Annotated in this window: 10 protein-coding genes; 7 read left to right on the top strand and 3 right to left on the bottom strand. The window is 50.0% G+C overall.

Going from position 1 to position 16,240, the window contains the following annotated elements:
* Nucleotides 1–277: 277 nt before the first annotated feature.
* From ACFQY8_RS02510 to ACFQY8_RS02500, 3 genes are all read right to left on the bottom strand, one after another.
* Nucleotides 278–2,620 carry a YhgE/Pip family protein gene (locus tag ACFQY8_RS02510; protein ID WP_377938264.1) on the bottom strand — a complete coding sequence of 781 codons (2,343 nt, stop codon included), beginning with the start codon at nt 2,618–2,620 and terminating at the stop codon, nt 278–280.
* Entirely contained in the window at nt 2,613–5,213 is a 2,601-nt protein-coding gene (locus ACFQY8_RS02505; protein ID WP_377938262.1) for a YhgE/Pip domain-containing protein, read from the bottom strand. Before ACFQY8_RS02505 ends, ACFQY8_RS02510 begins: the two co-directional genes overlap by 8 nt.
* Nucleotides 5,214–5,299: 86 nt before the next feature.
* On the bottom strand, nt 5,300–6,403 hold the full coding sequence (locus ACFQY8_RS02500; protein ID WP_377938260.1) for an alpha/beta fold hydrolase: 1,104 nt from the start codon (nt 6,401–6,403) through the stop codon (nt 5,300–5,302).
* 294 nt (nt 6,404–6,697) lie between these two features.
* Here ACFQY8_RS02500 and ACFQY8_RS02495 point away from each other — a divergent pair, with 294 nt between their 5' ends.
* From ACFQY8_RS02495 to pknB, 7 genes are all read left to right on the top strand, one after another.
* A complete protein-coding gene (locus ACFQY8_RS02495) occupies nt 6,698–7,393 on the top strand; it encodes an FhaA domain-containing protein (protein ID WP_377938258.1) in 696 nt (231 codons plus the stop codon).
* A gap of 122 nt (nt 7,394–7,515) precedes the next feature.
* A complete protein-coding gene (locus tag ACFQY8_RS02490) occupies nt 7,516–8,103 on the top strand; it encodes an FHA domain-containing protein FhaB/FipA (RefSeq protein ID WP_377938256.1) in 588 nt (195 codons plus the stop codon).
* 14 nt (nt 8,104–8,117) lie between these two features.
* Entirely contained in the window at nt 8,118–9,836 is a 1,719-nt protein-coding gene (locus ACFQY8_RS02485) for a PP2C family protein-serine/threonine phosphatase (protein ID WP_377938317.1), read from the top strand.
* A 53-nt stretch (nt 9,837–9,889) separates the two neighbouring features.
* On the top strand, nt 9,890–11,551 hold the full coding sequence (locus tag ACFQY8_RS02480) for an FtsW/RodA/SpoVE family cell cycle protein (protein WP_449224238.1): 1,662 nt from the start codon (nt 9,890–9,892) through the stop codon (nt 11,549–11,551).
* A complete protein-coding gene (locus ACFQY8_RS02475; protein ID WP_377938252.1) occupies nt 11,544–13,007 on the top strand; it encodes a peptidoglycan D,D-transpeptidase FtsI family protein in 1,464 nt (487 codons plus the stop codon). The genes ACFQY8_RS02480 and ACFQY8_RS02475 overlap by 8 nt, the downstream gene beginning before the upstream one ends.
* Nucleotides 13,004–14,029: a serine/threonine-protein kinase gene (locus tag ACFQY8_RS02470; RefSeq protein WP_377938250.1), complete on the top strand. Its 1,026-nt coding sequence runs from the start codon at nt 13,004–13,006 to the stop codon at nt 14,027–14,029. Before ACFQY8_RS02475 ends, ACFQY8_RS02470 begins: the two co-directional genes overlap by 4 nt.
* Nucleotides 14,026–16,053: a Stk1 family PASTA domain-containing Ser/Thr kinase gene (gene pknB, locus ACFQY8_RS02465; protein WP_377938248.1), complete on the top strand. Its 2,028-nt coding sequence runs from the start codon at nt 14,026–14,028 to the stop codon at nt 16,051–16,053. The genes ACFQY8_RS02470 and pknB overlap by 4 nt, the downstream gene beginning before the upstream one ends.
* Nucleotides 16,054–16,240 lie beyond the last annotated feature (187 nt).

Here is a 16,240-nt window from a genome sequence, read left to right as displayed (position 1 = left end):
GAACCTTAGGCTAGCCATCCTTCACGCCCTACATTCATGCTCATTTTCAGTTTCTGTTTCAAAACACGAACGAACACTCTGTTGAAATTCTGAAATATCCCCGGCAGCACAAAGATACTTCAGAAGCGTACTCAGGAAGAATTTCCAGCCGAGATATCGCCTACTAATTTATGCATTTATTAATTCTGACCATTACTTGGCGTTATACGGGCATTCCAAACGATTCAAAGCCACGCACTACACAGAGCATGTTTAGCACCGACAGCACAAATATACGCTACTCCCCATACACCCCCGTCTTAGAGAGCTGATCCATCAGCCAGTTACTCTGAGCGAGCGGTCGAGCCACCAAGAGTCCGATGAGCAGCGCAGGCACGAGGAATAGCGCCAGCTGCCCCATGGCGCGCCAGTACTCCATACCGTATGAGCCAGCAATTGCAGCATGCATTGCGGTCAGCGCATACGGGAATGGAAGCATTGGGTATACGTGCTGGAAGAACGGTGGCAGAAGCTCCACAGGGAATGTGCCTCCAGAGCCCGCAATCTGCATCACCATGATAATGACGGCAATTGCCTTGCCCACAGCTCCAAACGCCAAAGTAAGCGCATACATGATGGTGGAAAAGACTATGCTTGCCAGCCACGCAATGAAGAAGAAATGCCATACACTCACATGCTGCACCCTGAGGTACCACATATCTCCCATGGCGAGCAGCCCTGACTGGAGCAATGACACGGTAAGGAATGTCAAGTATCGTCCCCAGTACTCCGAACCAAGACCAATGCCCAAAGACGCAGCATTTGCCGCGGTCTCAGGCTTAAATCCTTCCCCTACAGCCGTTGCAAGTCCGTCCGCTGATCCAAGTCCAAGTACGTGAGCTTTCTCTTCATCGGAAATGGAAATTTTCATCATCGCCACGAGGAAGATGCTCCCCACCCAAATCGCAAGGATAGTGTAGAACGCCGCCATTTGCGAACCATAATTTGCGATAGGGTATATAGCATTACGCTTGAGTTTGACCGGAGATGAGAGTTTTGCCGCAAGCGTGAGCGCATCCTTGTCTCTGCCTGTCAGCTTCGATACCGCCGACGTTCCAGCTCCCACACCCTGAGCAAGCTTTTGCGCGAGGTCACGCATGGATGATGCTGTATCAGAGAGCGAGGTTTGCGTATCCTTCATCGCAGCGGTCACGCTGCTTACCGTATTTTCTGCACTATTGCCAGAACTACGCAAAGTATTGAGCACAGTTCGCACAGAGTTGGAAGCTGCTTCAGCCTGCTGAGCCGTAGCATTCATCTGAGTGTTTAACTGTGAAATCTCTGGTTTGACAGAAGTTTCGTAATCCGACTTTACAGAAGTCAGACTTTTCTTTGCAGCATCAATCTGGTTCTTCAGCGACGCCTTCTCTTGAGAGATGTTCTGCTGGGCTGTTTGGGCATCGCTCACAGCTTGAGAAATGTGCTGCCCTATCTGACTTACATCAGATGAAAGAGCATTGAGTTCATTGATTTGTGCGTCTAATTTCCCTGATACGCGCGACTGTACGGTAGGACTCAACGCAGTAGAACTATCTACATCAGATTTCACAGACTGCAATGCACGAGCTACATTCGCGTATCCTTGCGCGGAAGAGCTGATATTGCCTCCTAGCGTAGATGCCCGCTGTTCGATATCAGCCATAGGGGAAGACACGTTTGACGTCATCGAGTCAAGCTGAGAAGACACAGAATCAAGCGACTTCCCCGCTGCACTCAACGCCGCTGTCACTGAGCCAGCAGAACTATGTGCGGCGCTCACGAGAGATTTCACATTCTTCATAGTGTCAGTCAATTCACCGCGAACATCACTCGTACCGGACGTCGCCGTTGACACGATATTTTGCGCAGAATTGGCGAGACCCGAAGCAGCAGAGAGAAGCTCAGCATAAGAATTAAGCTGGCGACCAGTAGCATCCAAATCATCCGCCACTGAATTAAGCCGTTTGACAGCAGTATTAACGTACTCCGTACCCTTATCCGATGTAGCAAAGTCACTAACGTGCCCTGCCAAATCTAACGCAACAGTCGCAATCGTTTCCGAGAAAGCACTCGACACTTGAGTGACAACTGTATCAGCTGCTTTTTCCGTAATCTTCGGCGCAATCGCATTCGACTTTTCGTTGATGTAATACTGTATCTTCGCTTGGCTTGTCGCCGACGAGAAGAGAGTCATCATCTTTGCAGAGAAATTCTTGGGAATGACGATAGCCGCGTAATATTTCCCTGAGTACACGCCGTCAACCGCTTTGTCACGCGAAGTAAACTGCCAGTCGAGCTTATCGGACTTGCGCAGCGTGGATTCCACAGTATTGCCTACATTGATAGGAATTGAGACGAGGTCTGACGTGTATCCGGCATCTTCATTTGCAACGGCAACTTTGAGCTGACTTGTAGAGCCATATGGATCCCAGCTTGCAGCGATGTTAAACCACGCATACATAGACGGAACGATAACGAGTCCCATAAGTACGACGATGCCGATGACGTTTTGAGTCAAGTGACGAATGTCGTAGAGGTAAATCTTCAGGACGTTCTTAAGAGGATACTGCTTATGCTTTTTAACTTTACTCACGCTACTCATGTGTATCCTCCTCTCCATCAGACTGCTCGCGATTCCATCGGCGCGCCAAGCGTTCCAATACCTGAGCGCGCAAAGCCGACTCTGACAGTTCACTCATGCCAAGTTCACGGGCATACACCTCACGCAGGTATTCAAGCGTGATGAGGTAGAAGTCGATGATAACTACCGAGATAAGCCAGAGCATGAGGAAGACAAGCTTTGCCTCCACAGTAAAGAGCAAGACGAGGAACACAAGCGGGACGACCACGATAGCAGCGATGCCCCATGCCACCATACGTGGGTACAATGCAGCAAACCGTGCAGCACGACGACGAATGTCACGCCCAAATTCGTCATGGCGCATAAAGCTTTGCATGACAGAACTTAAGCGGAATCTCGAGTGGTCTTCCTGCGCTCGCTCGCCTACAAGCAAATCAGTCTCAGCCAAACGCCTGTCAAACAGAGCGTTGAGATTCAAGAGATACGGGCGCACCACCAGCCCCAGCACCATAGCAAAGGCAAAAATTAACGCCATAAATCCGAGGTTTTTCGCATAGTAACCGTCATAGTACCCACCAATCGTTTCGCGCATCGCGTTGATACCATAGGTAAACGGCAGCCACGGCTCGAGAGCTCGGAAGAATGGAGGCATGATTTCAATAGGATACGTACCCGACGAACCAGGTACCTGCATAATGACGAGAATCACTGCCAACGCCTTACCAATGTGCTTGAATGTCGCCGCGAGCGCGTAAATCAAGCTCACATACACCATGTTGATGATGATACCTGCGACGACAAAGGCAAGCGGGTGCTTCATCTGGATACCGATGATGATGTCCCCCACCGTGACGATAAGACCTTGGAACGCGCCCATGATGACAAAAAGGAGCCAACGACCTAGATATGCTTCGCGGTCGCGTATACGTCCTTTCTCATGTGCACCGCCTGCTCGCTTGCGGTCCACCTCTATCTTCATCACCGCGATGAGGACAAAACCGCCTACCCACATCGCGATATTTGTAAAGAACGGCGCGACTGAGGAGCCATAGTTTGCGACTGGATATACACGTTTTTGCTCAAGCTCTACAGGAGACTGCATGAAGTCACCGAGTGCTGTGGCATTGATATTCGTGCCACGCAGTGCTTCTACGAGTTGAGAAGAATCAAGCACAGCCATATCTGTCCGCACAGAATTTAATTGACTTATCAAAGAGTCGAGAGTACTCTCTGTCGTTTTCATTGTGTCTACGCTGGAGTTAAGAAGAGACTTGAGCTGTCCGAGGACAGTCTGCGACTGCGCAAGTGATGTACCAAGTTGTGTAAGCGACGTACTTGCGGCTTGTGAGAGAGTGGCAGCTGAGTTAAGAGTAGAAGTCGTAGCGTTCCCTAGAGGTCCTGATAGTGCGCTCGAAGCCGAGCTCAGGGCATTCGATGATGAGCCTGATGCAGAACCAAGAGCTGAGGAGAGGGAAGCAGCATTACTCTGAGCAGTCGCGAGCTGACTTTGAGTGCGAGAGTTAAACGTGTCTGTAGCTGTGCGTTGCTTGTCATTTACCGCTTGAAGCGTTTGGATCTGTCTGTTTAAGTTATCGTACAGAGCGTCACCGGCATGCAAACCTGTGGAGTCTAGCGCACCCTGAAGCTGTGAGATAGTGCTATCGTGCCGAGCGTTAATACCCGATAGAAGTCCTGATACGTTTGCCACATCGTTGGATACATTCCCTAGATTGCGCGAGATATCTGTCCCTGCTTGTCCTACTTCGACACCGAGCAGCGACATCTGCGCGGACGAGTCGCTCAAGGTATGTGCAGCAGACGAATTAAACTTCTGCGCGGCTCCAGCAGCTGTGCGAGCTGTACGAGATGCTCGATTCGCCGTAGAGGCTGCCGAGTTTACTACGTTTTGCGTGGCAGAGAGTGCGCTTTGAGCATCATCGATGGTGCGTGCTGCAGATGAGAGCTGACTACGGGCAGATTCTAGCTTGCCCTTCATCTGCGTCACATTGTCGATAGCATTATCGACCTTTACGATAGCATCTGCATGAGCACCTTCGACGAGTTTCTTTGCTTGCTCGGTGGAGACATTCAGTTTTTCGGAAACCGTTTTTGTTACGACTCCAACGAACGTGGCATTAATCTGCTGATCTAAAGTCGCAGCACCCGTGTCTGTGATTTTCGGTGCGACGGCATTAAGTTTTTCATTCACATAATACTCAAGCTCAGGCTGATCTGAACCTTTGACTACCATGTCTATAAGCTTTTGCGAAAAGTCATTACTGACGACGATGGAAGCATAGTATTTCCCCGACTTGACGCCATCTATCGCCTTCTGCCTCGACGATACAAATTTCCAGCCTAACTGATGATTAGTTTCAAGCTTCTTTGTGAGCTGCTTGCCTACGTTGACCGGACCAGTGATGTCAGAAGATCCTCCGCGGTCTAGATTTGCTACGGCAATAGACAGCGACGATGTATTCGCATAAGGGTCCCAATTCGAAATGATATTGAGCCATGCATAAGCAGAGGGCAAAATCATGATAGCTATGGTGACGATCATAGCCACTGGGTTTACTGCGATACGCAACGCATCTGATTTAAATACTCGCCACATAATTCCTTTAACTTACCCGACAAAGCAAAGCCCGCGAAATAGCGCGGGCTAAACGTTCTCATTCTCTGCGCAATTTGCGTGACATACTACGCTAAAAAGTCAAGAATATCATCGACCATACCGTGCAAAATCTCCGGTTTTTCACTCTCAAGTTCATGACGAGCTCCCTTCATGACGATTTTTGTAACGGGAGCACCCTCGTCTTTCGCGAGCGCTACAAATTCATCCTGCTTATCCGTGCGCACCCACTTGTCATTTTCCGACTGAATAAGAAGCATAGGGTCACTGATGCGTTTCACATGACGAGGCTCGAGAATATCATCCGTCATCTTCATAGCTTGCTGTGCCCAACGGTTTGAAGCAACATACATTTGATTCGTTTTCGCCGCTAAACGTTGAGTATGAAGCCACAGTGCGCGACTGTGATTTAAGCCTCGAGCACCCTCTTCGTTGAACTGAGTATTGAATTCTTTTTGATTGATACTGACTGGAATCTTTGTCTTTCCTGCCACTGTACCAAGGAATCCTGTAGCCAGACGAGCCACCCAGTCGGGCATACCAGCAATCGGTGCAATCATTGGCGCGGAAAGAACGTACTTATTCACTAGACCTGGAGTATGCTCAGCCATAAGAGTCGCCACGCCACCACCCATAGAATGGGCATACACATAAACAGAAGCATCCTTACCAAAGGAAGTTGCAGCGTGTGGACGTACTACGTCGCGAATCAACTTCTCAGCATCGGCGACGTAACGGCGATAGTCATCAATCCAAATCATGCCCATATCGTTGACATCGCGCGGAGACCGCCCATGCCCACGATGCTCGAGTATCCACACATCAAAGCCAGCTTGCCAGAAGTAGTAACTCATCTCCTCCATGTGCTCAGCCATCTCTGTAAAACCGGTAATCATCACAATGGATTGAGTACCAGCATCAGGCAATTTTGCATTGATATGTACGTAGTGAAGTTTATCTCCATTTTCGGCAACTACTGGTGTAGGAGCAGCAGTGAACTTCTCAAAGTTGAGCTGAGCATCGCGCGGAGAAGCTGGTTCAAACCACCCATCTGAGGTAAATGCATCCAACAGCGCATGCACACCCTTCATACCAGTGAAATACACTTCATCTGAAGAATCGTCAAGGAACGTCACGCCGTAAGCGGCTGCACGCTCATCGAGTTGCACCATGATTCCACGTCCTTTACTCTTCTTTTCTTTGACGTTTTCACGTCTCTCGTCCTTATCCTACTCGCGCGTGCGCCAACTCCTTTACACATTCACAAACTCAAACGAAACTAAGGAAAGAATGACGAGAAATGTACACGTCGCAAGAGATAGCCATGAGACAGTTGTGTATGGCATGTGCAAATGCTTGTAAAAACAGTCAAAGATGAGATGGATTGCACTACAAATAAGAAAAGCATTGGTAGGCGTTTCTTCGCGCCACGCGCGCAATAAACGTAATGAAAGGTGAGGGAAAGCATGGGATTCCTCGATCGTCTTGAAAAGAGTGTAGAAGGCGCTGTAGAAGGCGCTTTCTCCCGCTTTGGTTCTAAAGATTTGCAGCCTGTAGATCTTTCCAGCGCATTGGAACGCGAGATTGACTCTCAGACCATGAGCGTAGGTCGCGATCGCACTGTGGCGCCTAATGAGTATCGCATCAAACTGTCTACCCCAGACTTTGACAATATTGAGAAGTGGGGTAGCGAGGCACTTGCAAACGAACTCGCAGATAATCTCACCAAGTATGCTGAAAGCCAGCACTATGCTTTTGTCGGTCCAGTTGTCGTGATTTTTGAGGAAGATTTAGACCTTGAGCGCGGGGACTTCCGCTTGAGTTCAGAATCTGTGCAAGGCAATGCCGCTCCTGTCACGTCATCGACGACGAAGGACTGCCCAGTCTTGGAAATCAATGGTCGCCAATATCTTTTAACTGCTGAAAAGACCATTATTGGTCGTGGTTCTACCTCCGATATCGTCATAGATGACCCTGGGATTTCCCGCAACCATCTCGAAATCGATATCACCGAAAACGGCGTCATTGCTCGCGATATGGGCTCTACTAACGGAACGTATGTCGAAGGTCACCAAACTCCAGCAGCCACACTTCTCGACGGGAACACTATTACTATCGGTCGTACACGTATTTTGTTCTGGGCAAGCGCACAAGCTCAGTAAATAACGCGTACAGACTCGCGCGAAGCTGTAAGGCGTAGAGCACAGACGCGCAATATGACGTCCACAATGCATATGTGTCTGCGGTAAATACGGCTTGAAAAGTATAGTCGTAAGTGAGTATTATGACAGATTTAACTTTCGCCATTTTGAAGTACGGGCTCTTAGCTGCCTTATGGATTTTTGTGTGGCTTGCGGTCCGCGCCATTAACCGCGACGTAGAGGCTTTAGCTCCACGCAAATCTCACCGCGCGCGTGCACGTCGCGAGCGTGAGAATCATATGGTTGTCATCGGCGACGCAGCCCCTGTGCATTCAGTAAATTCGACCGCCAGCTCAGCGACGCATCCAGCGGCATCGAGCCACATATCCCATGCACAGGCACAGACTGCAGGAAGCAATGCGAGCGTTAATGGACACGTGCCTGCCATACTTACTATCATCGACGGTCCGCTATCTGGCACTACCATGCAATTAGGCACCGGCGCTATCTCGCTAGGGCGCGCGGCAAATAACAATCTTGTCCTCGATGATGAATTTGTCTCCTCTCATCATGCTCGCGTATTTTTGGATGCAGCAAGCGGTCAGTGGGCAGTAGAAGATTTAGGTTCCACGAACGGCACAAAAGTCGCCGGTCAGCCTATTCATGGAGCATGCTTCCTTCCTGCGGGAGTTCCAGTCCGCATTGGCGCTACAACATTTGAGCTGAGGTGACACAAGTGCTGACGATGACTTCCACCACCGTGTCAGACATCGGTTTGGTACGTAAGAACAATCAAGACTCCGCATTTGCAGGTATTCGTCTCATAGCCGTATGCGATGGTATGGGCGGTCACGCCGGAGGCGATACTGCTTCGACCATTGCCATCCGCTCATTAGCCCACATTGAAACGCATCAATTGTCGACAAATAAATCGCGAGCTGTCGACGAAGTGGCTTCCATGCTGTCCACGTCTGTCATCGCAGCCCATGATGCAATCGTTGGCAAAGCAGACCGTGAAAAGCAGCTCGCGGGTATGGGTACCACTGTCACTGCTGTCGTGCTCGTCAACGGATACTGGATAGCCGCTCACATCGGGGACTCACGTGCGTATATGGTACGCGAAGGCGAAATTATCCGCGTAACTAAAGATCATTCGTATGTTCAGCATCTCATCGATACGGGGCGCATCACTGAGGAGGAAGCTCATTCACATCCTCAACGCAATGTAGTCATGCGCGTACTCGGTGATTTTGATATCGATCCACGCCCTGACATCACTGTTCGCAAAGCCCAAGCAGGCGACCGCTGGATGCTGTGTTCAGACGGTCTGTGCGGTGTGCTCTCTGATGACACAATACGTGAAACTCTCATGACTCATCCTCACATGCAGGAGTGCGCACAAACCTTAGTCGGTATGGCGCTCAAGGGTGGTTCCACGGATAACGTAACCGTAGCAATTGCTGACTGCTACGACTTAGATGCACAGGATGCCCCTATTTCTTTGGCAAATGCATCGGCGAAGATGAGCCTCGTAGCAGGTGCCGCGAGTGCCGACCCTCAGCCTCTTGCTAACGTTCTCAATACATTAGTAGCTGTGGCTCCCGCATTTGAATATGACGATACATTAAATTCTCCTGCTCTACGCGCCGCACAATTGACTAACCAAGCCACCGGTCATATGGTAGCAAACCAAATAGCAGACCAAACGGCAGATCAAACGCTAAATCAAGCTGCCGCTATTTCGACAGATGGCGGGCAAAGTTACGACCAAGAACCTGCTCAGATACACAATGCACAGCAGGATGGGTCGTCGGTTTCAAGTTCGCAAGATTTTGATACGAGCGCCGATACTCTCGAGGAACTTCTAGAAGGCAGCAAAAACAGTCGTAACGCCAGCGATGAGCACGATGACGAACGCTTTGAAATCCAGCGTGTCGTACGTCCTGCCAGCGCTGACGTGGATATCCATGACGATGTCATGGCAGTAGCACCGACAGGCGAAATTCCTATAGTTCGCAAAGCCACTGGTGAGGTTAGCGATGACCCTCATGACCCCGATGTAGCACAAGCTTTGCGTATCAAACGCGCAGAAGATGCGCGCAAAGCTCGTAAGCGCCGTAAACGCACTATCGCGATTAATTCTGCGATTAGTGCAGCAATTATTGCAATTTTGTGTGTCATCGGATGGCAAACATACTCGTGGAGCCAATCACAGTACTATGTCAGCGATTCAGACGGGTACGTGGCGATTTATCAAGGCGTCAATACAAATATCTTCCATTGGAATTTGAGTCATAAAATAGAAGATACCGACACGAAGATGAGTGATTTGCCACAAGGCTGGCAGAACCGTATCAAAAACGGAATCACTGTCAAGGACTACCCTCAAGCTCGTCGTTATGTGAAAACTATTGAAAGTCAAGCGCATAACGACTCTTCGACCAAGGACAGTGGTCAGAAGTGACACGTACAGGAGTAGTTGCAGGGGTAGTAAAGACGCGGCTGCGCCAGTTTGGTATGCTCGCTCTCGTCGCCGTTATCGCAAGCGTCGCGCTTTTCCAGATGTTCTTTAAGCTGACCAATAGTTTCCCTCAGCATTATGCTGGCGTATGTATAGCAATTGCAGCATTCATCGTCGGCGTATGGATTGTACTGTGCTTCGCGCAGCAATGGGCCTCACAAACCGTATTCTTCTCTGTCACGACGCTAAGCCTGATCGGGCTTGTAGAAATCATACGTATAGACTATGAAAACCAAGGTCTTGGACGCTCTTCAGGTGCTGGTTTTAACCAAGCAGTGTGGCTCACCTTAGCGTTAGTTCTCACAGGTATCGCTCTGATAGCGGTGCGTGACTATCGAGTCTTCCGCAAATTCAGCTATATCTTCATGATTATTGGCTTGATTTTGCTCTTTTCTCCTATGATTCCAGGGCTCGGCGTGACGATAAACGGTTCGCGCATTTGGATCAACATCGCGGGACGTAGTCTCCAACCTGCTGAATTTGCAAAGATTTTCATGGCAATTTTCTTTGCATCCTATCTTTTTGACCACCGCGATCAGTTGGCAGTTGGCGGAAAGAAAATCGGAAAAATGCATCTGCCTCGTCTGCGGGATCTCGGTCCTATCATCGTAGTGTGGGCTGCATGTATGGCGGTGCTCGTGCTACAGAAAGATTTAGGAACGGGTCTGCTCTTCTTCGCCATGTTCGTTTGCATGCTCTACGTCGCAACGGGACGTACAAGCTGGATACTCATCGGTCTGCTCTTCTTCATCGCAGCAGCAGTTCTTGCAGCTTCTACCTTCCCTCATGTCCAAAACCGTGTGCACGCATGGATGCACCCATTCGATAATCAGACGTACCAAGCCATCGGCGGTTCTCAGCAACTTGTCACAGGTATCTTCGGCTTGGCAGCGGGTGGCATACTCGGTACAGGACTTGGTCAAGGCTACCCAGCACTCACTCCCCTAGCAAACTCCGATTTCATCTTCTCTTCTCTGGGGGAAGAGCTCGGACTTGCTGGTATATTTGCCATTCTCACTATTTATGCCATCATCGTTGGCTCGGCGATTGTGACTGCTATCAAGGTCAAGGACGGATTTGGTAAACTTCTCGCTTCCGGTCTCGCCTTTACTATGGCATTCCAAGTGTTTACTGTCATCGGTGGCATTACGCTCGTCATCCCCCTAACAGGTCTCACGCTGCCATATATGGCTGCTGGCGGTTCCAGTCTCCTTGCAAATTGGGCTGTAGCCACTCTTCTGCTCATTATCTCTAACCAGGCAAATAAGCCTGAAGCCGACATTGACTCCGACACCTTTGCCATGGCGGCGATGGAAGTTATCAACGAGAAGAAAGCTCAGGAGGAACGTCATGAAAAGCACGCTCATCGTGAGCCACGCGCGATTACTTCAGATGCGATTCCAGTGGTTTCCAACGATGTTACTACGGTCATACCAGCGCTTACGTCTGAAAGTGAAATTCTTGAGGATGAAAACCCTGAAAGCGATAACCACGAAAGTTCTGAAAGTAGCTCCGAAAGTAGCCTTGGAAGTAGTTCTGGAGACGCATTACCAGGAAACATACACGACAACCAAGTAAAACCCGCACAAGAAAGTACTGTGGAAGATACGCAAGAGACGCCTCACGTGCGCTTAGAGGAAGGAGAAGACGATGAATAGATCTCTGCGTCACATCTTTTACGTAGTCATTTCACTCTTCGTAATTCTTGGCATTTCCTCGAGTCTTCTCATGGTTGTGACGAGTGAACAGCTTAATTCGGATACTCGTAATACTCGTTCTTTATACAAAGAGTATTCTCGTCCGCGCGGCTCAATTTTGGCAAGTGACGGTACTATTCTCGCAAGTTCTGCCCCAAGCAATGACTTCTTCCACTATCAACGCTCTTATACAGATGGAGCAGTGTATGCTCCTGTGACCGGCTACTTCTCTGTAACCGTCCGCGCTGACCGCGGTGTGGAAGCATCACGCAATTCGCAGCTTTCTGGTCAGGCTTCTGGCTTGTGGATTTCCCGCTTGAAGAACCTTTTGACGGGAAATACTGATTCCGGCGCTGTCATTACTACTTCTATCGATACGAAACTCCAAAAACTCGCTTACCAGTTGCTTACAACTCACGGTTATGATGGGGCAGTTGTCGCGATGGAGCCTTCTACTGGACGTATCTTAGCGATGGCATCCACACCAAGCTATGACCCAAATGCGCTTGCTTCGCATGATACTGAGGCAGTAGCGCAGACTTATTCAGACCTTGCTCACGACTCAAATTCTGTACTTATCAATCGTGCTACGAACCAGCTCTACTCCCCAGGCTCAACGTTCAAGGTAGTGGTAGCTGCCGCCGCACTTGAAACGGGAAATTACTCACCCGATACACAAATTCCAGCAGGCGCTACATACCGTTTACCTGGCACAGCTACTGACTTGCCAAATTCAACGTCAATCGCAAATGGCACAAATGGTCAGATTTCACTGGAAAATGCGCTAGCATACTCCTCAAACACCGCTTTCGCACAGCTAGGAGTTACGTTAGGCGAAAGCAAAATAAGCGATATGGCGAAGAAGCTTGGTTTTGGCAGCACTATTACTATTGATGGATCAAATAATATCGGCGTTCCTATGACCGCGGTTGCTTCAAATTTCCCTACAAACCAGACTGCAGATAAACTCGCGTTGAGCTCCATTGGGCAAGGCGACGTCACGGAGACTCCGCTTCTCAATGCGATGATTGCATCGACCGTAGCAAACGGTGGTGTCATGGTAAAACCTACGCTGGTCGACACTGTACGCGCAAATGACTTGTCCTTGATATCGCAGCGCTCCACGCAAACTCTCTCCACCGCGTTTAGCTCTTCGACAGCGAGCGCGCTCAACCAAATGATGCAAGCCGTTGTGTCGAAAGATGCTCCTGGAGCAGCACCATCAGGGGTAAAAGTCGCAGCGAAGACAGGCACAGCACAGCTTGGCAATAGTACAAACAATGGGTGGCTTATGGGATTTGCTCCAGCAGATAATCCTAAGATTGCTATCAGCATCGTTCTCCACGGCATTAGTGGTTACGGTATACAGGAGGCAGGTCCTATCATGCGTTCCCTCATTCAGGAGTATCTGCAATGAGATTAGTTGAAGGTCAGTTAATTCACCGCCGATACCGCCTCGATAAGCGTCTTGCTCAAGGTGGTATGGGCGAAGTATGGCGCGGTCAGGATATGGAAATTAACCGCACAGTGGCGATTAAAGCGCTGCGCGGAGATTTAGCAGCAGATGATTCAAAACTTCGTCGTCTACGTGCTGAGGCGCGCAATTCCGCCAACCTAGCACACCCTAATATCGCTGCGCTCTTCGAATACTACGAAAAAGATGGCATCGGATTCCTCATCATGGAGTATGTCCCGTCTCCGTCTCTCTCTGAAATTTATAAACGTCGCGGAGCTCTTCCTGCCACCGAGCTTTTGCCTATCCTTATTCAGACTGCGCGTGGTCTTTTCGTAGCACATAGTCATGGCATCATTCACCGCGACGTCAAACCTGCAAATATCATGGTCTCTCAAACTGGTGAAGTTAAAATCACTGACTTCGGCGTATCATACTCCACTGATCAGGGTCAGATTACACAAGATGGAATGGTCGTAGGAACGGCTCAGTACATTTCCCCTGAGCAAGCCCAAGGTGAGCAAGCTACTCCTCAGTCAGATTTGTATTCACTGGGCGTCGTGGCGTATGAAGGCTTGTGCGGACACCGACCATTTACAGGGAAAACGCCAGTAGACATCGCTGCAGCGCATGTAAATGAGGCAGCGCCTCCATTGCCTGACTTTATCGACTGGCAGCTATCAGAATTCGTCATGAGTATGCTCGCGAAAAACCCTGCCGATCGTCCGGAAAATGCTCTGGTCATCTCGCGCACATTAGCCAAAATTGAGCGAAGACTTCTTGACAAAGAAGCACTGGAAGCGTCAAGATATCACAACCACGCGCAAGATCCTACTCAGCTACTTACTCCTGCGCAGATACGCCATGAGAGACGACTGCAACGGGCCACGGATCCGACGGGGAAACCGATACCGAGAGTTATCCGTAGCGCAAATCATTACCCACGTTATATTTACACAGCAAACGCAAAGGAAGGTGCACGATGAGCATATTCACACCATCGACTCTCTCCCACGGTCGCTATACCGTCGGAGAGCTCATCGGTCACGGCGGCATGGCGGAAGTACGCAAGGGCATTGATACTCGCTTAGGACGTACCGTTGCTATAAAAATTATGCGTTCTGACCTGGCGACAGATGAGACGTTCCTCAAGCGTTTCCGCCTTGAGGCGCGCTCCATTGCTCTGCTCAACAATCCAAACATCGTATCCATCTTCGACACCGATGAGGAAGAGATTACCGACACAGACACAGGAAACACCGTCCGCGTGCCGTTCATCGTCATGGAGTATGTCAAGGGGCAGACTCTGCGTGACATACTCAAAGTCAATGGCGCGCTCTCTCAGCGGGATGCTGGTCAAATCATGCTCGGTATGCTTAATGCTTTGGAATACTCACACCGCATGGGCATCATTCACCGCGATATCAAGCCAGGAAATATCATGATTTCCGAGCAGGGTGCAGTGAAGGTCATGGACTTCGGCATCGCGCGTATGCTTGATGACTCTGCTGCCACATTGACCCAGAATCAAGGTGTCGTAGGGACAGCCCAGTATTTAAGTCCTGAGCAGGCGCGTGGTGAAATCGTAGACACTCGCTCTGACTTATACTCCGCTGGTTGCGTCCTCTATGAAATGCTCACGGGACGCCCGCCATTTACCGGAGACTCCGCAGTAGCTATCGCCTATCAGCATGTCTCTGAGCACGCAGTCAAGCCAACGGACATCGTGCCTACGCTCGACCCAATCTGGGATGCAGTGTGCGCGAAAGCTATGGCGAAGGATCGCACTCAACGTTACGGTACTGCAGCTCAGTTCCGCAAAGATATCGCGACCATCGCAGCAGGCGGCACTCCTATCATCAATCAAGAGACGGTTGTTCCGATAGCATCTACCACGGATACTTCGGTTGGAGACACACGTGCGGTGCAGACTCAGACGCTCCCTGTGGAGGCTACGCAGTCGATGGACTCCATCGATTACGGGGACCAGGGTGTAGCAAATCTTGCAGCAGCGACCTCACAGGCAACTCCTGCAAACTCACGTGCTCAGCAGCGTGCGCAAGCGCTTGAGGAGAAGAAGAAAAAGCGTAAACGTCTCGCTTTGTGGTCTTCTGTAGTAGTGCTCCTTGTGCTTGTAGCAGCCTTTGCTGGATGGTGGTTCTTCGGACGCAGCGCAAACCAAACAGCCACCGTCCCGACGATTACTACAGCGATGACACAGGCTCAAGCTCAGGAAGCAGTGGAGCAAGCAGGATTTGTCTTCAAGGCTCAGACTGATTCAAGCTCAACTGCTGATGAGGGTACATTTACCAAGCAAGATCCTGCTGGTGGTGCTACTGCGCAAAAGGGCTCAACGGTAACGGTATGGTTCTCCGCAGGCCCGCAGCAGGTAGCCGTGCCTGACGTCTCAGGACGCAGCCAAGACGAAGCGCGCTCAATTCTCGAAAAAGCTGGCTTCAAGGTAGGATCTGTCTCGACCGAGAATTCCGATTCTGTAGAGAAAGACCAAGTCACCCGCACTGACCCTACAGCGGGCTCCAATGCAGCAAAAGGTTCTACTATCAAACTCTATATAGCTTCCGGTAATGCAACTATCCCTACGGGTCTCGTCGGGCAGACTCAGGATGCAGCGACGAAGATTTTGACTGAGCATGGGTTCTCTGCTGTGGTTAAAGATGGAGACTACTCCTCGACAATTCCAGCAGGATCGGTTATGAGCGTCGAGCCTTCCGAGGGGTCCACTGTCTCGCGTGGATCATCCGTAACGCTTACTATTTCCAAGGGCGAGAAGCCTACTGAGAAAGTCAATATCGACCCGTCGACGTATATCGGGCAGAATTATTCCAGCGTCAAATTCGCTTTGACACAGCTGGGTCTCCAAGCGTCTGCTCAGAGCGGCGAAAGTCCAGCAGACGATGCCACCGTTACTCATATTTATGTCGATGGGCAGGAGATTACCTCTGCTACCGATGTCGACAAGACAGCAACGGTGACGCTAAGCGTGCAATAGCTTTATTGCATTAACACGTTATAGCGCCAAGAGCTCGTCAGCTCGGGAAAACTCAGGGAAAGCTCAAAGCCCATTTAAGAAGACCGTAACACTCTTTCTCAGGAGTGCTACGGTCTTTCTCGTTTATGTGACCAGATACGCAGTCAAATATGTGATTAAATAGTCAGAGTCTGCTCGAGTTACTCCC

Origin of the sequence: Alloscardovia venturai (genome assembly GCF_042676605.1) — a bacterium.
In the GTDB taxonomy this organism is placed as follows: Bacteria; Actinomycetota; Actinomycetes; order Actinomycetales; family Bifidobacteriaceae; genus Alloscardovia; species Alloscardovia venturai.
The sequence above is the reverse complement of the archived record's forward strand: the minus strand, read 5'-3'. Positions and strand labels throughout refer to the sequence as shown.